We start from the raw sequence: 18,318 nt of genomic DNA, 5'->3' as shown, positions 1-18,318 counted from the left end.
CAATGCTACGGACGTACCAACAACCACGGTTCGTGATGTTTGTAGAACGTGGACCGTTTCACCGGGCGCGACGTCGACACGCCTTCGCGTTCGACGACGATCGCCGGCCCGCCGGTCTGTACCGCGCGCCCGTAGCGCCAGCCGCCGGGCAGTCGGCGCGCTACGCGACCGCGGACGTCGGCGAGGTCGGGGGACACCTCGATCTCCACCGCGCCCACCGTGCCGTGGAACAGCCGCGCGTCGTCGACGATCCCCTCGCCGAACAGCTCGCCGTCGGCTCCGAGGTGGCGTGCGCGGGCGAGCAGGACCGTCGCGGCGTCGTCGCGGATCAGCGTAAGTCGTTGTGCCGTACCGATTTCAGCGGTTCGACGCCCGTCCGGGCCGATCGGCAGCCGGTAGCGCTTGGTCACCGGCGACGACACCGGTGAGGCGTAGCCCACCTCGACGTCGAGCCGTTCGGCGATCATCAACCGCGCGACGACGGCGCTCAGGAAGAAGTCACTGCACACGTCACCCCGCCCGACGACGACGATGCGGGACGATTCGGAGCCGACCACGTCGGTGACCAATCGTTTCGCCGCGGCCGTCACGACGGCGACGTCGGCTTCGATTTCTGGTTGCTCAATCACCGCGAAAGACACCGCGCAAGAGTATTGCACCGGTGAATTACGGCTGTGGCCCGTCAGAACTGTGTTGGTACCAAGTACTGTTATCGAGGTTGACCACCGACCGAACAGGAGTTTGGACAACATGGCTGCGATTGTGCTGATCGGCGCTCAGTGGGGCGACGAGGGCAAAGGCAAGGCGACCGACCTGCTTGGCGGACGGCTCCAGTGGGTTGTTCGTTACCAGGGTGGCAACAACGCCGGGCACACCGTCGTCCTCCCCAACGGTGAGACTTTCGCGCTGCACCTGATTCCGTCGGGCATTCTCACCCCGGGAGTCCACAATGTCATCGGCAACGGGGTCGTCGTAGATCCGGGCGTGCTGCTCAAAGAACTCGCCGGACTCGAAGCCCGCGACGTGGACACCACCGGGCTGCTCATCTCCGCCGATGCGCACCTGCTGATGCCGTACCACGTGGCGATCGACAAAGTCACCGAACGCTTCCTGGGGAACAAGAAGATCGGCACCACCGGCCGCGGTATCGGACCCTGTTATCAGGACAAGATCGCACGCGTCGGCGTGCGGGTCGCCGACGTCCTCGACGAGAAGATCCTCACTCAGAAGGTCGACGCGGCACTCGAGGTCAAGAACCAGATCCTGACCAAGATCTACAACCGCCGCGCACTGGACCCCGCCGCCGTCGTCGACGAGGTGTTGACGCAGGCCGAGGGCTTCAAGCATCGGATCTCCGACACCCGGCTGCTGCTCAACCAGGCTCTCGAACGCGGTGAGACCGTGTTGCTGGAAGGCTCGCAGGGCACCCTGCTCGACGTCGACCACGGCACCTACCCGTACGTGACGTCGTCGAATCCGACGGCCGGCGGCGCCGCGGTGGGGTCCGGCATCGGACCCACCCAGATCACCACGGTGCTCGGCATTCTGAAGGCCTACACCACCCGCGTCGGATCGGGGCCGTTCCCCACCGAGCTGTTCGACGACTCCGGCGCATACCTCGCGAAGACCGGCGGCGAGGTGGGGGTGACCACCGGCCGCGCGCGGCGCACCGGCTGGTTCGACGCCGTGATCGCCCGCTACGCCACCCGCGTCAACGGCATCACCGACTACTTCCTCACCAAGCTCGACGTCCTGTCGAGCCTGGACACCGTGCCGATCTGCGTCGCCTACGAGGTCGACGGCGAGCGCGTCGAAGACATGCCGATGACCCAGACCGGGTTCCATCACGCCAAGCCGATCTACGAAGAGATGCCGGGCTGGTGGGAGGACATCTCCGCCGCACGGACGTTCGACGACCTGCCCAAGAATGCGCAGGACTACGTCCTGCGGCTGGAGGAACTCTCCGGTGCGTTCGTGTCGTGCATCGGGGTCGGACCGGGACGTGATCAGACGATTGTGCGGCGCGATTTCCTGTAGGCCGACGGGCGGGTGAAGCCAGACCGAACGACCGGGCAAGCGGAGCGACAGGAACCAACATGGCGCGGTTGAGCTGGGACTACGGGTCGGTGCTGCTCGGATCGGCGTCGGATCGCGGGGTCAAACAACGGATCCGCATTCAGGTGTTGATCACCAGCCTGATCTTTCTGGCCAGTTCGATCGGCGCGGTGATCGCGGTGGTCCTGGCGTGGGTCGGCATCCCCGAACCCAGCGTCTTCCAGGCACGTCTGTGGTGGATCAACTTCATCGCGGTGCCGCTGTACGTGACTTTCGCGCTGTCCGTGGGCGTGCTGTGGGGCACGATCGTCGTGGTGCGCGACTTGAAATGGTCGATCCGCGATACGAAGCCGACCCCGCGCGACGTCCGCAAGACTCGTCGGGCGCCGTGGAAGCTGATCGTGATCCAGGGCATTCTCTGGTCGGGCGCCGCGGTTCTGGGCTCGGTGGCCTACGGCGTCTACGACCCGCGGTTGATCCCGAAGATAATGCTGGTCGTGTTGTTCAGCGGCGCGGTTGTCGTCGGAATCTCGTATCTGCTGGTCGATTTCGCGATGCGGCCGGTCCTGGCCGATGTGATCAAGGCCGGGTACTCGGGACGCAAGCGGGCCGGTCTGCGCACACGTGCGTTCATGTCGTGGCTGGTGGGATCGGGGATACCGCTGACCGGCATCCTGCTCGTCAGCCTGTTCATGGTGCTCTTCGACGCCGTCGACAGGTGGAGTTACGTGATCGCGGTGACGGTGATCGCCTCCATCGCGATTGCGACCGGGATGTTGCTCACCTACCTCAACACGATCGGCATCACCGGTCCGGTCCGCAGCGTGCAACACGGGATGAACCGAGTCCGTGGCGGCGACACCGACGTCGACGTCGTGGTCTACGACGGCACCGAACTCGGCGACCTACAGGTCGGCTTCAACACGATGGTGCGCGGCCTGCGGGAACGGGAACGGATACGCGACCTGTTCGGCCGCCACGTCGGGCACGACGTCGCCGAGGCGGCCCTCGCCTCCAACCCCGAACTGGGCGGCGCCGAACGCGTCGTGGCCACCATCTTCGTCGACGTCATCGGTTCGACGACGCTGGCGGCGGAACATCCGCCGACCGAGGTCGTCACCATCCTCAACCGGTTCTTCGCGGTGATCGTGCACGAGGTGGAGCAGCAACGCGGACTGGTCAACAAGTTCGAGGGCGACGCCGTGCTCGCCATCTTCGGCGCGCCCATCAGCCTCGACGACCCCGCGGGCAGCGCGCTGGCCGCGGCCCGCCAGATCGCGGTTCGCCTCGCCGTGGAGGTGCCGGAGATCTCCGCGGGCATCGGTGTGGGTTACGGCCCGGTCGTCGCGGGCAACGTCGGGGCCATCGAGCGGTTCGAGTACACCGTGATCGGCGACCCGGTCAACGAGTCGGCCCGGTTGTCGGAATTGGCCAAGCGCGATCCTCGACGCCCCGTCGCATCGGCGCGGACGATCGACGCGGCGTCGTCGAGCGAGACGGTCCACTGGGAGCAGCAGGACACGATCACGCTACGCGGGCGCACCGAAGGAACGACGGTCTACGCGGCGGTCGTCTGAGGAGAACACGAGTCCGGAAAATCCGGAAAATAGCTGGTGAGCAAGGGCAGCGTGCCCTCGGTGACCTGCTATTCGGACGATTTTCTCCCGGCCGACGCAACAACGCCAACCCCCGCGAGTACGCCACTAGTCGCCTTCTCGGTCGATCGCGCCTTCGGCGAAGTCCAAGCGGCGCAAGGCCATTCGCAAGACCTCGTCGTCGAGGCGTCCGGCGTCGCGCTCCTCGATGAAGACCGCGCGCTGTACCCGTAGGATCTCGCCACGCATCCGGTCGGCGGCCGCGGTCGGTGACTCGCCGATCTCCTCGACGCCGCGCCCCAATGACTCCCAGGCCGTATTGCGTTGGGACATAACCCATTTGCGCTGCATCGCGATCTTGTGCCGATAGGGGTCGTCGAGGGAGAGTTCGGCGGCGAGCTCGTCGAGCAGCTTCTCCGACGCCCGGCTGGCCTTGTCCTGCGCGGTCGCGAATGCCAGCCGGTCCTGCGCATCCTCGTCGCCGACGACGCCGAGCTTCTTCGCGAACCAGCCCAGCGTGGTCCCTTGAATCAGCAGCGTGCCCACCACCACGACGAAGGTCAGGAACAGGATCTCGCCGCGTGCCGGGAACGGGGAGCCGTTGTTCAACGTCAACGGGATGGTGAAGGCGGCCGCGAGGCTCACGACGCCGCGCATGCCTGCCCAGCTGATGATGAACATGGCTCGCGGATTCGGTTCCGGCTCCGACTCGCGAACCCGTCTGAAGATGCGGGAGAAGTACGTCGCGGGGTATACCCACACGAACCGGGAGACGATGACGATCGCGAGGATCACCGCCGCGTCGATCCCCACTCGCACCGGCGACTCGCCGGACAGGCCGTCGATCAGGGCGGGCAGCTGCAGACCGATCAGCAAGAACACGAACGATTCCAGCAGCACGTCGAGCGACTTGCGAATTCCGTTGTCCTGCAATCGAGTCGTATAGCTGTCGCGCGCCGACCGTTGGCCGAGGAACAGGCCGGCGACGACCACCGCGATCACGCCCGACGAGTGCAGTTCCTCGGCGATGTAGTAGGTGGCGAACGGTACGACGAAGCCGACCGCGGATTCCAGCGGCGGATCGGTGAGCTTGGTGCGTACCCAACTGACGAAGTATCCGACGATCATGCCCAGCGCGGTGCCGCCGACGGCGGCCACCAGGAACATCGTGACGCCGCGCCCGACCGACGTCGTCTCACCGACCGCGGCGGCCAGCGCCACCCGCAGCAGCGTCAGTGCGGTGGCGTCGTTGAGCAGACTTTCCCCGCCGAGCAGCGTCATCACCCGCCGCGGCAGCCCGACCTGGCGGCCGATCGCCTGCGCGGACACCGCGTCGGGCGGTGCGACGACCGCGCCGAGCACGAGTGCCGCCGCCAACGGCAGCTGGGGCAGCAGCAGGTGTGCGGCGACGCCGACGGCGACGGTGCTGAACACCGGCAACCCCAGCGCGAGCATCAGGATGCCGCGTTTGCTGTCCCTGATGGCGTGATAGGAACTGTCGATCGAGGCCGAGTACAGCAGCGGCGGCAGGATCAGAAAGAGCACGGCTTCGGGGTGTAGCTCGACGTCGGGCAGGCCGGGAATCCAGCCCAGGCCCAGTCCGACGGCGACCAGGACCAGCGGGGCCGGCCAGCTGTACCGCCGTGCGATTGCGGCCACCGACAAGGCGATCACGGCGGCGATCAGAATCCCGTATTCCACGCGGCAATGCTATGGCATGGCGCGGGGTAGAACCGGAGTCGCCGCAGATCGGACCGAGGTGGAAAGATCGAGTGGTGGCCTTCTTCAAACGTTCCTCAGCCGACAGCGCAGCGCCGGAGTCTTCGACGCCGGAGTCCGACGCCCCCTGCGAGCATCTCGCGTCGATCGGTCTCGATCCCACCGACGATCCCATCGTGGGGTCGCTGGAGTGCGTCGGATGCATCGCGCTGGGCGAGCATCACTGGGCGCACCTGCGGCGATGCCTGTCATGCGGGTACGTCGGATGCTGTGATTCCAGTCCCCGACGTCATGCGACGGCCCACTTCGAGGAGTCCGGGCACCCGGTGATGCGCTCAGCGGAACCCGGCGAGAGCTGGCGCTGGTGCTACGTCGACACGGCTACCGGATAGATCGCACGCACCGGACCCTCCTACCTTGGTAGCTTCGGCCAGTAGGATCGAGGAATGACTGCACCCCGCCGCGACGCCACGCCGCCCGCCGTGCTTGGAACTCCACTGACCGACGCAGCGACGAAGGTGCTGCTGTTGGGGTCGGGCGAGCTCGGCAAAGAGGTGGCCATCGCCTTCCAGCGCCTCGGCGTGGAAGTCATCGCGGTGGACCGCTACGCCGACGCCCCGGCCCAGCATGTCGCCCATCACAGCGCGGTGATCGACATGACCGACCCCGACCAGGTGATCGACGTCGTCGAGAAGTTCCAGCCCGACTTCGTCGTGCCGGAGATCGAAGCGATCGCGACCGACGCTCTCGTCGAGGTGGAGCGGCGCGGCCTGGCGGAGGTGATTCCCACCGCGCACGCGGTGGTCACCACGATGAATCGGGAAGGCATTCGACGCCTCGCCGACGAGCAGCTCGGACTGCCGGTCTCGCCGTATCTGTTCGTCGACTCCCTCGACGAGCTCACCGAAGCCGCGGGTGAGATCGGTTTCCCGTGCGTCGTCAAGCCGGTGATGTCGTCGTCGGGCAAGGGGCAGAGCATCGTCCGCAGCGCCGACGAGGTGCCCGCCGCGTGGGAGACCGCCACCACCGGCGCCCGCGTCGCGTCGACCCGGTTGATCGTCGAGGGCTACATCGAATTCGACTACGAGATCACGCTGCTCACCGTACGGGCAATCGATCCGGCAACCGGCAGACTCTCGACGCATTTCTGCGCGCCGATCGGTCACTTCCAGGTCAACGGCGACTACGTGGAGAGCTGGCAGCCGCACGAGATGAATTCGTTCGCTCTGGGCTCGGCGACGTCGATCGCCGCCCGTATCGCGACGGCACTCGGAGACGGAAAGCTGGGCGGCCGCGGCATCTTCGGCGTCGAACTGTTCGTCAAGGGCGACGACGTGTACTTCTCCGAGGTCAGCCCGCGTCCACATGACACCGGCCTCGTCACCCTTGCCACGCAACGGCTTTCGGAATTCGAGATGCATGCCCGCGCGATTCTCGGGTTGCCCGTCGACGTGACGCTCGCGTCCCCGGGGGCGTCGGCGGTGATTTACGGCCAGCTCGACGAGAAGGGCATCGGTTTCACGAATGTCGCTGCCGCACTGGCGATTCCAGAGACCGACATCCGGTTGTTCGGCAAGCCGGAGAGCTTCCACCGGCGTCGGATGGGCGTGGTGACGGCCACTGCCGACGACGTCGCGACCGCCCGCAAACGCGCTGTCGCGGCGGCGTCACTGGTCAATCCGGTGAGCACCGCGGACGGCAAGGACGCCGCCGAAGCCACCGCGGTCGCCACCGTCGTGGCCCCGCCGTCGCCCACCGCGAAGCAGTCGCTGGTGAAACCTCCGGCGGGGCAGGAGGCGCCGTCGCCGGACGAGCCGACCGAACCGTACCCGGTGATGCAGGCCACGCAGGCCCACCCGTCTCCGTCTCATCAGCCGCGGCCGACAGGACCGACGCCAGCTGGACCGGCGCCGGCTGGTCCCGCACCGGTGAATCCGCAAGGCGCGGGGCCCAATCCGCAAGGTCCGCCCCCCGGTGCGCCGCGCCCCGTCGCTCCCGGCGTGGGGCAACCGCCGTCGGTGCAGCCGAGTCGGCAGCGCCCGCCGCAAGGGCCCAACGCCGGGCCGAACGCGGGCCCGCCGAATTCGCCGCTGCCGAACGGTCGCACCCCGATGGTTCAGCCCCACCGCCCCGGACCGCCCGCGGGTGCCGCCGGTCGCGGACCGAACGGAGCGGCGCAGGCGGGCCCGGGGCCGTCGGGTCCGCGTCGCCCGGTGCCGCCGAGCGCCGGTTCGCGATAGCGAAACCGCCACTCGCGCATGCCTTTCTACGGCGAACTCCTCGTCGCACTGACTATCTGTGTCGGACTTGTCGGTATTGTGCTGCCGGTTCTTCCCGGCACTTTGCTCGTCGCCGTTGCCATCTTGGTGTGGGCCGTCGTCGTCGGCGGTTGGGCGTGGGCCGTGTTCGCGGCGGCAGCCGTGGTACTGGCCGCCGGCGAGGTGGTGAAGTATCTCGTCGCCGGCCGAGGACTGAAGTCGGCCGGAGTCCCGAGCACGACGATCATCGTCGGCGGAGTCACCGGCATCGTGGGGTTCTTCGTGGTGCCGGTCGTCGGGTTGTTCCTCGGATTCGTGCTGGGTGCCTACGCGTCGGAACTCGTACGTCACCGCACGTTCAGTCATGCCTGGCAGGGTGCGGTTGCGGCATTGAAGGCGGTGGGCACCAGCATGCTGATCGAATTGCTGGGCGCGCTCGTGGCATCGGGAATTTGGCTCGCGGCCGCCTTCTACTTCTGACGTAGGTGCGGTTGTGGATAGTGAATGCCGGTAACGAGCCGCGTCGACCGTTCGATATACGGAATGGCAACGCGCCCGATACCCGGGAAATCGGACGAACAATGACCTGCGGGTCTCAGTCGACAAGAGGGAGTCTTCGAAGATGAACCAGACGATGAAGCGTACGGTTGCGAGTCTCGCGATGGCCATCGGCATCGCAGCCGGATCGACCGCGATCACCGCGGCGCCGGCACAGGCAGCTGGACCGGGTGACCTGTGGCTCGTCGGCGGCGTCGACTGCTACTTCAAGGGCTGGGGACCCACCTGGGACAAGGCTCCCGGCTGGCGCATGCATCGCTGGATGGGGGTCAAGAACATCGGCGGTTCGACGATGACCGGCGTCAACGTCACCGAGATCAACGGCGGCACCCGGCAGGTCAAGCTGCCGAACCAGGCGTGGGGCGAGCTGCGCCCGGGCCAGACCTTCATCTCGGTCGACACCACGTGGAACGGTTGCTGGCCGGCGTCGATCTCCGGCTACACCATCGGAGCGCAGGTCGAGAACGTCTTCAACAACTACGGCTACTGGTCGAATTCGCGTCAGATGCCCGGCACTCAGCAGCTGATTCCGAGCATGCCGTAACCGGACCGCTCTGGCCGTCGAACAGCTCGGCCCCGACACCGAATGTGTCGGGGCCGAGCTGTTTTCGCGCTGACAGACCCGAGACTTACGCCTTGGGCACCTTGTGCGGCTCCGACGCCGCCAACATCTCTTCGCGCTCAACGACTTTCACGCGCTCACGGCCTTCGGCTTCACCGAGCTTGCGCTCGTGCTCGTCGAGGCGGTACCAGCCGTCCCAGGTGGTGAACGGAACACCCTTGCCTTCGAGCAGCGCGATGATCGCGTCGTCGCCCGGTGTGGCGGGCGACAGCAGCGCATCGTTGGTCATGTCCTCGACGATGCACTCGACGGTCTCGTTGGCGTCGCCCTTGGTGTGACCGATCAGGCCGACCGGACCGCGCTTGACCCAGCCGGTGGTGTACATGCCGGTGAGGTGGGCGCCTTCGTCGAACACGCGGCCGGCCTCGTTGGGGATCACGCCAGCCTGCTGGTCGAAGGGGATCTGCGGCAGATTGTCCGACAGGTAGCCGACGGCGCGGTAGACCGCGCCGATCTCCCAATCGGTGGTCTTGCCGGTGGCGCGGACGTTGCCGGTGCCGTCGAGTTCGGTGCGTTCGGTGCGCAGACCGACCACCTTGCCGTCCGCACCGAGGATCTCGGTGGGGTTCTCGAAGAAGTGCAGGAACAGCTTGTGGATCGCACCCTGCTTCGGTTCGCGGATCGCGTAGTTCTCGATGATCGTCGCGACCTGGTCGGTGATCTTGCTGCTGCGTCGCGCGACGGCTGAGCCCTCGTCGTAGTCGATGTCCTCGGGATTGACGATGACCTCGATGGTCGGCGAGTGGTCGAGCTCCTTGAGTTCGAGGGGCGTGAACTTCGCCTGCGCCGGTCCCCGCCGGCCGAACACGTGCACCTCGACGGCCTTGTTGGCCTTCAAACCTTCGTACACATTGGCCGGAATCTCGGTGGGCAGGAGCTCATCGCCGGTCTTGGCTAGCACACGAGCGACGTCGAGGGCAACATTTCCAACCCCGATGACTGCAACTTTTTCCTGCTCCAGCGGCCAGGTGCGCGGGAAGTCGGGGTGACCGTCGTACCAGGCGACGAATTGCGCCGCGCCGTAGCTGCCGTCGAGTTCGACGCCGGGGATGTCCAGGCCGCGATCGTCGGTCGCGCCGGTCGAGAAGATCACGGCGTCGTAGTGGCTCTGCAGTTCGGCGAGCGTGATGTCGGTTCCGTAGTCGACGTTGCCGAGCAGCCGAACCTGCGGCTTGTCGAGAACCTTGTGCAGAGCGGTGATAATGCCCTTGATACGCGGGTGATCAGGGGCGACGCCGTACCGGATCAGGCCGAACGGGGCGGGCATGCGCTCGTAGAGATCGATGCTCACACCACGGTCGGTCAACGAATCGTGTTTCATCAACGCGTCGGCGGCGTAGATTCCGGCGGGGCCGGCACCGACGATCGCCACGCGCAGCGGGCGGCTGGAGTCGCTCATGAGAGTGGGTTTACCTTCGGGTCGTTATCCTGCGATTTGTTTCGCGAACATCTCTACGTTAAGCGTTCGGGACCCGCAGATAAAATTGACTGTGAGGCTTACCTCACCTAAAGGCGGCTTCGACGCCGCCGACTACAGCATCGGCGCGGCCGCTCGTTAAGCTTGGGTCCATGGCCGAAACCGCTGACGATCAGTCTCCACGCAAGGGCAGCCTGTGGCCCTTCGCCGCCGCAGTGATCGTCGTGGTGCTCGCGGTCGGTGGCGTGGTCCTGTCGAACGTCCTGCGTCCGAGCGACAATCGAGTCAGCGATTCGGCCCAGGTTCAGTACGCCATCAACGACAGCTACACCGCGCGCAACAGCCTCGACTACGGCAAGTATCGCTCGGCGATGTGCGCGCAGGTCGTCAACGCCGCGGACTTTCCGACCGAACAGGTGTTCGTTGCCGACAACCAGCGCTCGCGCGACACGTTCGGCAAGATTCTGATCCCGGAGATCTCCGACGTCGTCGTCGACGGCGGTCGGGCGACCGCTCAGGTTCACTGGCATTTCGAGAAGAAGGGTTCGGACACCCCGACCGTGACACCCACCGTGGTGGTTCGCGAGGGTGACGAGTGGAAGGTATGCAAATGACCTATGCAGGCGATGTGTCCCCCGAGCAGGCGTGGCTGCGCCTGGAGACCAACCCCGACGCCGTGCTGGTCGACTGTCGTACCCAGGCGGAGTGGAACTACGTCGGTGTGCCCGACCTCGAAATCCTCGGCAAGAAAGCGCAATTCATCGAATGGGTGCGCTTCCCCGATGGCAGCCTGAACACGAGTTTCGTCGACGAGTTGCGTGAGGCGGGCATCACCGAGCACAACGAAGTGCTGTTCATCTGTCGGTCGGGACACCGGTCGATCGGCGCCGCCGAAGCCGCGACCGCCGCGGGAATCACCAACGCGTACAACGTCGTTGACGGGTTCGAAGGCGGCCTCGACGAGAACGATCACCGCGGCGCGGCCGGGTGGCGGGCGTCGAATCTTCCCTGGAGGCAGTCGTGAGCAGTGCCTCCGCTATCAAGTTGGAGTGGCAGGCGTGAGTTCTATCTTCAGTGAGTTGCCCGACGGCGTCTCCCCGGACACCATCGGAGTGCGGGGTGGCCTGGCTCGGTCGAACTTCTTCGAGACGTCGGAGGCGCTGTTCCTCAACAGCGGTTACGTCTACGAGTCGGCCGAAGCCGCCGAGCGTGCCTTCACCGGTGAGGATGAGCGATTCGTCTACTCCCGCTACGGCAACCCGACGGTGGCGATGTTCCAGGAGCGGCTGCGCCTGCTCGACGGCGCTGAGGCATGTTTCGCGACGGCGAGCGGTATGGCCGCGGTGTTCGTCGCGCTCGGTGCGCTGCTCAAGACGGGGGACCGGTTGGTCGCCGCACGCAGCCTGTTCGGGTCGTGCTTCGTCGTGTGCAACGAGATCCTTCCGCGGTGGGGCGTCGAAACGGTCTTCGTAGACGGCGAGGACCTGCAGCAGTGGGAGCAGGCGCTGTCGGTACCGACCACGGCGGTGTTCTTCGAGACGCCGTCGAATCCCATGCAGACGCTCGTCGACGTCGCCGCGGTCAGCGAGCTCGCTCATGCGGCCGGCGCAAAAGTGGTGCTGGACAACGTCTTTGCGACGCCGTTGCTCCAGCGGGGGCTCGATCTGGGTGCCGATGTCATCGTCTACTCGGGCACCAAGCACATCGACGGTCAGGGTCGTGTGATGGGCGGAGCGGTCCTCGGTGAGCAGGAGTACATCGACGGGCCGGTGCAGCAGCTGATGCGCCACACCGGACCCGCGTTGAGCCCGTTCAACGCCTGGACGATGGTCAAGGGTCTGGAGACGATGCGGCTGCGCGTCGAGGCCTCGGTCGCGTCGGCGTTGCGCATCGCTGAGTTCCTCGAGCACGATGAACGCGTTCGCTGGGTGAAATACCCCTTCCTGCAATCACATCCGCAGTACGAGCTGGCACGGCAGCAGATGTCGGGCGGCGGCACAGTCGTCACCTTCGAGCTCAACGACCGCGCCGGGGTCGGTGGCAAGGAACGTGCCTTCGAGGTGCTCAACAGCCTGCGCGTGATCGACATCTCCAACAACCTCGGTGACTCGAAGTCGTTGATCACGCACCCGGCGACCACCACGCACCGCGCGATGGGCCCGGAGGGTCGGGCGTCGATCGGTCTGACCGACGCCGCGGTTCGCCTGTCGGTCGGGCTCGAAGGCGTCGAGGACCTGCTCGCCGATCTGGATCGCGCCCTGGGCTGATCGACGCCGGTGGTCGGGGAAGCGGCAGGATGCTTAACCCCTGCTGCTGGTTGAGCGGGCGCGCTTCTGTTGGTTGGGCGGGCGCGCTGGTTGAGCAGGTCCCCTCCGCTGGTCTTGGTTTCACCGGTCCGGGCACTTGCATCTGCCGGTTGAGCGAGCGCAGCGAGTCGAAACCACCCACCGGGTGAATTCGCGACTGTTTCAACGTGTGTTGGTTGCGGGGTTTCGACACGGGCCTGCGTTAGCGCTTCGGCCCGGCTAACCAGCGAAATGAGCTCACCATCGGTGGATCCAGGCCGAGTGCCGAAGCGACCACCCCGCTCCCCGAGTGCCGAAGCGAGGAACGAGGGTGACCGCCCGCTCCCCGAGTGCCGAAGCGAGGAACGAGATTCGGTGTAACGAGGGGTCTGGTGAGCCGACGATCCCAAGCCGACCCGAACAATCGTCATCCGAATCATCAACTGTTTCAAGGTGTTTGGTGCGTTGGCATCGTCGGCTCGCGTGGTTTCGACACGGGCCTGCGCTTGCGCTTCGGCCCGGCTCAACCAGCGAAATGAGCTCACCATCGGTGGATCCAGGCCGAGTGCCGACGCGACCTTCCCGCTCCCCGAGTGCCGGAGCGAGGAACGAGGGTGACCGCCCGCTCCCCGAGTGCCGAAGCGAGGAACGAGCTTCGGTGTAACGAGGGGTCTGGTGAGCCGACGATCGCAAGCCGACCCGAACACTCGTCATCTGAATGATCAACTGTTTCAAGGTGTTTGGTGCGTTGGCATCGTCGGCTCGCGTGGTTTCGACACGGGCCTACGCTTGCGCTTCGGCCCGGCTCAACCAGCGAAATGAGCTCACCATCGGTGGATCGAGGTTGGGCGAACGGAAGATGCAGCCGTCGGCGGCTCCAGGCTCAACGAGCTGAACAGCGCCGCCGCCGGTGAATCCAGGTCCGAAAGCACAGGATTCACACCGAGGCTCGTTCACAGGGCTTTCGTCGCACCTAACGCTCGCAACACCGTGCGGAATTTCGCCGTGGTCTCGTCGAGTTCGGCCTGCGGATCCGACGCCGCGACGATTCCGCCGCCGGCCCACGTCTGGATGGTGACGCGGTCGGCGGCGAGCTGCAGGCACCGGATCGACACCATCCACTCGCCGTCGCCGTTCTCGTCGCACCAGCCGACGGCGCCGGCGTAGAACCCGCGTGGCTCTTCGACTTTCGCGATGATCGCGGTCGCGGCGTCCTTCGGTGTTCCGCCGACGGCGGGTGTCGGCGTGAGCGCCAGAGCGAGGTCGAGGGCGGTGGTGGCGTCGTCGCGCAAGGTGCCCGTGATGGGCGTGGCGAGATGCCAGATTTCGTTGGTGGACAACAGTTTCGGGGTGGTGGGCGCGTCGAGTTCGGAGCAGAACGCGGCCAGCGACGCGCGCAGATAGTCGACGACGAAGGCGTGCTCGGCGCGATCTTTGGCCGAGTCGAGCAAGGCCTGGCCCGCCGCCGCATCGTCGGCCGGATCTGCTTGGCGCGCAGCAGATCCCGCGTACGGGTGGCACGTCACCGTTCGACCGGCCTTGCGTATCAACAACTCCGGCGTCGAACCGAGAAACCAGTTGTCGGTGTAGTCGGGGTCGCCGCACGGTGACAGGTCCACGCCGAAGGTGTTGCCCGCCGGGTTGCCCGCCGCGAAGTTGCCCAGTAGTTCCGCGGGATCGAGCGGGACGTCGGCGCGAAGCGTCAGCGACCGAGCCAGGACGACCTTCTCGGCGTCGCCCGCGTCGATCATGTCGATGACGGCGGCGACCCGGTCCCGATGCGTCGCCGGGGCGGGGATGGTGGCAACGCTGCTGATGCCGCGCGCCCGCGGCGTCGACGACGGAACAGGCCGGTCGGATCGGACGACCGAGCGGGGGGAGAACAGTGCGGCAGGCGAATCGGGATCGAAGCCGATCGCTCCGACGATCATGCGTCCCGCTCGGGCCGCGGCGGCGGCGTCGGATGCCTTCGGGAAGGCGCGGTCGACGCCGAGCGCGGTGATGCTGCGATCGGAGCGGGACAGGACGAATGTCGTCGGTGAAGGCACGTCGGGCACGCATCAACCGTACAGAGGTTGTCCGCGACACTTCGGGCGCGGATCTTTGGGTGTCCTTACATTCACCGTGATCGCAAACCTCGCGCACGAGGCAATCGCGGGGCATAGTGGCTGGCAAGGTCACGAGTACCAGCATCCATCTGGCGATGGAACAGCCCCGGCTTGCTGGTCGGCAACCCTCCAAGGCGAACGGCGCGACGTACATCGTCGCAGCGGCGGGGTGCTCCGGGTGACGACCTGGCCGAGCGGATGCCGCTAGGGGATCGATCCCCTTCATTCGCACGGCAATCCTGGAGGAATGTGCGATGAGTGACACCGCAGTCTTGGCAGGCCCGCAGGTCCGGGCACCCGAAGTCACGACGCTGCACGGCGTCGAGCGTGATCGGATTCGCGCGGCGGTGCGTGGTCGCATCGACGACGTCGTGCTCACCGCGGGCAGTCGAGACGACGCGCATGCTGCCATCGCACTGGTCGGGTCGGAGTTCGGGCGGATCGCGCATTGTGCGGTCAACAACTTGGGCAGCGTCGACGATTTGACGTCGGACCTGCGAGCGGGCGGCGTCTCGACGGTGCTGATCACCGGCGCCACCGACGTACCGTCGATCGTCGCCCTGACCAATCATGTGCATCGGTACGGCGCCCGAGTTGCCGTCGATGCTACGGAAATCATTGCGCGTCAACCATTCTCGATCGTGTCGCATGGCATCGACTACGTGATCTGCGACGCTGGTCCGCTGCCGGACACCCGGGGCGGCGCAATCCTCATCGGCCGTGCCGACTGGCTCACCGGCCTCGACGACGTGAAAGGACCACGCTCATGACCGCGACACTCACCTCCCCGGCGTCGACGAATGCGCTGGTCACCGTCGGGCGGCCGAAGCTGCAGGTGGCGCTGGCCGGCGACGACGTCGCCAACACCTTCGGCATCGTCGTGCGGCAGGCGAATCTGCGTGACGCTCAGCGCTCACGCGCGGTTCTGCGTGCCGGTGTGCGCGACCAGGCCAACTACGTGGTCGCCCTGGAGATACAGGCGGCCATCGCACCCGTCGCCGATTCGGCACGCGCCTCGGCGGGCGCGGCGACCGGCGACGAACAGACGGTCCGCTATGTCGGGACCGCACACGGTCTGTCGACTCTGATCCGCGACATCTACGCGGCCGAAGTGGCCGACGCTGTGATCATCACCCCGATCGACGGATCGCCGACCGCCGCGCGCGTGCGTGAACAGGTGCTGCCGCTGTTCGCGGAGGCGTTCGCGGCCTGACCGAAGACACGAAATCCCCCGGATCGTCTCGATCCGGGGGATTTTGACGTGTTCGGGGCAGATGTCGGAGTTGTGTCCATCACAACGTCGGCGCATACTTGCAGGCGTCAACTAGTTGGGGCCCGCAAGTATCTGCGGAACTGTTCGTAAGGAGGCGTGATGGCCGACATCGACGACGCCACCGTCGACGAATTGTTCGGTGTGCTCACCAGATACGTCCGGATGCGTGAGCGCGCCAGTCAGGTCACGATGCGCACCGACGACGGCGTCATCGAGACCGCGGCCTACAAGTGCCTGTTCCAGCTCGCCGAGCGACCGATGCGCAGCAGCAAGCTCGCCGAGCTCATGAGCGCCGACCCGTCGACCATCAGTCGGCATGTCGCGGCCCTGGTCAAACTCGGTTACGTCCGGCGCGAGGCCGACCCCGACGACGGCCGTGCGACGCTGCTCGTCGCCACCGACGACGGGCTGGCCCGCGCGGACGTGATCCGCAGCCATCGTCGAGAACGGCTGCACCGTCTGCTCGACGGATGGTCGGCAGGCGAACTGAGCACGCTCGTCGGGTTGCTGACCCGATTCGTCGACGCCGCAGAAGACGTCCTCGTTCCGGCGGCGTGCGCTCAGCCCGGCGGCGCGAAACCGGACGACGAAAACCCGCAGAATACACTCCGCGAAAGTAGTGAAAAGGGAAGTGCCACATGACAAATGACACGGCGACCGTGGCCGGCCAGGCGGGGGCGGGACTGACGCATCGTCAGATCCTCACCATCCTGGGCGGCCTGATGATGGGCATGTTCCTCGCCGCGCTGGACCAGACGATCGTGTCCACCGCGATCCGCACCATCGCCGACGACCTGCAGGGCTATTCGATGCAGGCGTGGGTCACCACCGCCTATCTGGTGACGTCGACCATCGTGACCCCGCTCTACGGCAAACTGTCCGATATCTACGGACGCAAGCCGTTCTTCATGGTCGCGATCACGATCTTCATCGTCGGGTCGTTGCTGTGCAGCTTGGCGACGTCGATGTACGAGCTCGCCGCGTTCCGTGCGCTGCAGGGCCTCGGCGCGGGCGGTCTGTTCACGCTGGCGTTGACGACGATCGGCGACATCGTGCCGCCGCGCGAACGTGCGAAGTACCAGGGCTATTTCCTCGCCGTGTTCGGCACGTCGAGCGTGCTCGGTCCGGTGCTCGGCGGCCTGTTCGCCGGCCAGGCGTCGATCCTGTGGATCTCCGGCTGGCGCTGGGTGTTCCTGGTGAACGTGCCGATCGGCATCGCCGCGCTGTTCGTCGTGTTCCGGGTGCTCAACTACAGTCAGCAGAAGAACAAGGGCCAACGCGTCGACTATTGGGGCGCAACGGCTTTGGCCGTCGCCGTGGCTCCGCTCCTGATCGTCGCCGAGCAGGGCTACAACTGGGGCTGGACGTCGGGCAAGTCGTGGATCTGCTACGTCATCGGCGTCGTCGGGATCGCCGCGTTCATCTTCATCGAGAACAAGATGGGCGACGACGCGCTGATTCCGCTGCGCGTGTTCCGCAACCGCGTCTTCGCGCAGGGCATCGTCGTGTCGGTGATCATCGGCATGGTGATGTTCGGTGGCATCTCGATGCTGCCGCAGTACTTCCAGGTGCTGCGCGGTTCGTCGCCGATGGTGGCGGGTCTGCAGATGCTGCCGATGGTGTTGGGTCTGATGATCGGATCGGTGGCGTCGGGCCAGATGATCTCGCGGACCGGCCGCTACAAGGTCTTCACCATCGTCGGGTCGTTGATGATCACGCTGATGACCTTCCTGCTGCACCTCGTGACGAACACCTCGGCGATGTGGCTGGTCATGCTTGCCGCCTTCGGCCTGGGCTTCGGGCTGGGCAACCTGATGCAGCCGATCACCCTGGCCATGCAGAACATCCTGCCGCCCAAGGACATGGGTATGTCGACCGGCACCGCGACGTTCTTCCGCCAGATGGGCGGCACCCTGGGTGTGGCCGTGTTCTTCTCGCTGCTGTTCTCGACGATGGGTACCAACATCTCGACGTCGATGGAGTCCGCGGCCAAGACGCCGGAGTTCCGTTCCGCCGTCGTCGAGGCCGTGCAGAGTCACGATCCGCAGGTCCAGGCCTTCGGCAAGGCGCTGGTGGCGCAGAGCCACAGCGGAGGCGGCGGCGACACCGGCAGCGTCATGAACGACACGTCGATCATCGAGAAGCTGCCGCACGCCATCGCCACCCCGATCAAGGAGGGCTTCGCCGACTCGATGGACTATGTGTTCCTGATCGTGTCGATCACGTCGCTGCTGGCTGTGCTGGGCACCGTGACGTGGAAGGAACTGCCGCTGCGGCAGGCCAAGCCGGCCAAGGAGAGTGTGGAGATGCTCGAGTAGCTCCGCGCCCCGGTGGTCTCTGCCGCCGAAACCTGTAAACAATCCCGCCGCTGAGGACAATCTCGGGCTGTTTCATTTTCGGTTTGTGTGTTTTGCCGTGTTTGTGCCGC

17 protein-coding genes and 1 riboswitch are annotated in these 18,318 nt (G+C 66.1%); of the genes, 13 read left to right on the top strand and 4 right to left on the bottom strand.

Features of this window, described 5'->3' with window-relative positions; translation table 11 throughout:
* Positions 1–5 precede the first annotated feature (5 nt).
* Positions 6–641, bottom strand: coding sequence for a hypothetical protein (locus HH308_RS20515; RefSeq protein WP_170196109.1), 636 nt, complete (start codon positions 639–641; stop codon positions 6–8).
* A gap of 109 nt (positions 642–750) precedes the next feature.
* Here HH308_RS20515 and HH308_RS20510 point away from each other — a divergent pair, with 109 nt between their 5' ends.
* Positions 751–2,037, top strand: coding sequence for an adenylosuccinate synthase (locus tag HH308_RS20510; RefSeq protein ID WP_170196108.1), 1,287 nt, complete (start codon positions 751–753; stop codon positions 2,035–2,037).
* Positions 2,038–2,096: 59 nt separating this feature from the next.
* The gene (locus HH308_RS20505) at positions 2,097–3,632 is read left to right on the top strand and encodes an adenylate/guanylate cyclase domain-containing protein (RefSeq protein WP_170196107.1); all 1,536 of its coding nucleotides are present in this window, start codon (positions 2,097–2,099) and stop codon (positions 3,630–3,632) included.
* A gap of 126 nt (positions 3,633–3,758) precedes the next feature.
* Here HH308_RS20505 and HH308_RS20500 read toward each other — a convergent pair whose 3' ends face one another.
* A complete protein-coding gene (locus HH308_RS20500) occupies positions 3,759–5,351 on the bottom strand; it encodes a Na+/H+ antiporter (RefSeq protein WP_170196106.1) in 1,593 nt (530 codons plus the stop codon).
* A gap of 71 nt (positions 5,352–5,422) precedes the next feature.
* Between HH308_RS20500 and HH308_RS20495 the strand changes: the two genes are divergently transcribed.
* The 4 genes from HH308_RS20495 to HH308_RS20480 all read left to right on the top strand — a co-directional run bounded on the left by HH308_RS20495 (position 5,423) and on the right by HH308_RS20480 (position 8,729).
* Positions 5,423–5,761, top strand: coding sequence for a UBP-type zinc finger domain-containing protein (locus HH308_RS20495; protein ID WP_170196182.1), 339 nt, complete (start codon positions 5,423–5,425; stop codon positions 5,759–5,761).
* A gap of 54 nt (positions 5,762–5,815) precedes the next feature.
* Positions 5,816–7,609 carry a formate-dependent phosphoribosylglycinamide formyltransferase gene (gene purT, locus HH308_RS20490; protein WP_170196105.1) on the top strand — a complete coding sequence of 598 codons (1,794 nt, stop codon included), beginning with the start codon at positions 5,816–5,818 and terminating at the stop codon, positions 7,607–7,609.
* Positions 7,610–7,627: 18 nt separating this feature from the next.
* The gene (locus tag HH308_RS20485; RefSeq protein ID WP_170196104.1) at positions 7,628–8,107 is read left to right on the top strand and encodes a DUF456 domain-containing protein; all 480 of its coding nucleotides are present in this window, start codon (positions 7,628–7,630) and stop codon (positions 8,105–8,107) included.
* A 142-nt stretch (positions 8,108–8,249) separates the two neighbouring features.
* The gene (locus HH308_RS20480) at positions 8,250–8,729 is read left to right on the top strand and encodes a hypothetical protein (protein WP_170196103.1); all 480 of its coding nucleotides are present in this window, start codon (positions 8,250–8,252) and stop codon (positions 8,727–8,729) included.
* Between the two features lie 85 nt (positions 8,730–8,814).
* Here the strand turns inward: HH308_RS20480 and HH308_RS20475 are convergent, their stop codons facing one another.
* Complete coding sequence (locus HH308_RS20475) at positions 8,815–10,206, bottom strand: FAD-dependent oxidoreductase (RefSeq protein WP_170196102.1); 1,392 nt, start codon at positions 10,204–10,206, stop codon at positions 8,815–8,817.
* Positions 10,207–10,376: 170 nt separating this feature from the next.
* Here HH308_RS20475 and HH308_RS20470 point away from each other — a divergent pair, with 170 nt between their 5' ends.
* From HH308_RS20470 to HH308_RS20460, 3 genes are read left to right on the top strand one after another with little or no spacing between them, the layout of a single operon-like run.
* On the top strand, positions 10,377–10,838 hold the full coding sequence (locus HH308_RS20470) for an Rv0361 family membrane protein (RefSeq protein WP_170196101.1): 462 nt from the start codon (positions 10,377–10,379) through the stop codon (positions 10,836–10,838).
* Positions 10,835–11,248 (top strand): rhodanese-like domain-containing protein, encoded by a 414-nt coding sequence (locus tag HH308_RS20465; RefSeq protein ID WP_170196100.1) that lies wholly within the window; start codon positions 10,835–10,837, stop codon positions 11,246–11,248. The genes HH308_RS20470 and HH308_RS20465 overlap by 4 nt, the downstream gene beginning before the upstream one ends.
* 43 nt (positions 11,249–11,291) lie before the next feature.
* A complete protein-coding gene (locus HH308_RS20460) occupies positions 11,292–12,491 on the top strand; it encodes an O-succinylhomoserine sulfhydrylase (RefSeq protein WP_170196181.1) in 1,200 nt (399 codons plus the stop codon).
* A 971-nt stretch (positions 12,492–13,462) separates the two neighbouring features.
* Here the strand turns inward: HH308_RS20460 and HH308_RS20455 are convergent.
* Complete coding sequence (locus HH308_RS20455) at positions 13,463–14,566, bottom strand: isochorismate synthase (protein WP_312870751.1); 1,104 nt, start codon at positions 14,564–14,566, stop codon at positions 13,463–13,465.
* Positions 14,567–14,684: 118 nt separating this feature from the next.
* A riboswitch (SAM riboswitch) is annotated at positions 14,685–14,838 on the top strand.
* A 33-nt stretch (positions 14,839–14,871) separates the two neighbouring features.
* On the opposite strand from HH308_RS20455, the gene HH308_RS20450 reads away from it, so the two are divergent.
* The 4 genes from HH308_RS20450 (at position 14,872) to HH308_RS20435 (ending at position 18,208) form a co-directional block, all read left to right on the top strand.
* On the top strand, positions 14,872–15,387 hold the full coding sequence (locus HH308_RS20450; RefSeq protein WP_170196099.1) for a hypothetical protein: 516 nt from the start codon (positions 14,872–14,874) through the stop codon (positions 15,385–15,387).
* The gene (locus HH308_RS20445; RefSeq protein WP_170196098.1) at positions 15,384–15,830 is read left to right on the top strand and encodes a hypothetical protein; all 447 of its coding nucleotides are present in this window, start codon (positions 15,384–15,386) and stop codon (positions 15,828–15,830) included. Before HH308_RS20450 ends, HH308_RS20445 begins: the two co-directional genes overlap by 4 nt.
* 159 nt (positions 15,831–15,989) lie before the next feature.
* The gene (locus tag HH308_RS20440; RefSeq protein WP_170196097.1) at positions 15,990–16,532 is read left to right on the top strand and encodes a MarR family winged helix-turn-helix transcriptional regulator; all 543 of its coding nucleotides are present in this window, start codon (positions 15,990–15,992) and stop codon (positions 16,530–16,532) included.
* Positions 16,529–18,208 carry an MDR family MFS transporter gene (locus tag HH308_RS20435; RefSeq protein WP_170196096.1) on the top strand — a complete coding sequence of 560 codons (1,680 nt, stop codon included), beginning with the start codon at positions 16,529–16,531 and terminating at the stop codon, positions 18,206–18,208. The genes HH308_RS20440 and HH308_RS20435 overlap by 4 nt, the downstream gene beginning before the upstream one ends.
* The last annotated feature ends 110 nt before the right edge of the window (positions 18,209–18,318 follow it).

This window comes from Gordonia asplenii (genome assembly GCF_012933505.1).
In the GTDB taxonomy this organism is placed as follows: Bacteria; Actinomycetota; Actinomycetes; order Mycobacteriales; family Mycobacteriaceae; genus Gordonia; species Gordonia asplenii.
This window is presented reverse-complemented; position numbering and strand designations above follow the sequence as displayed.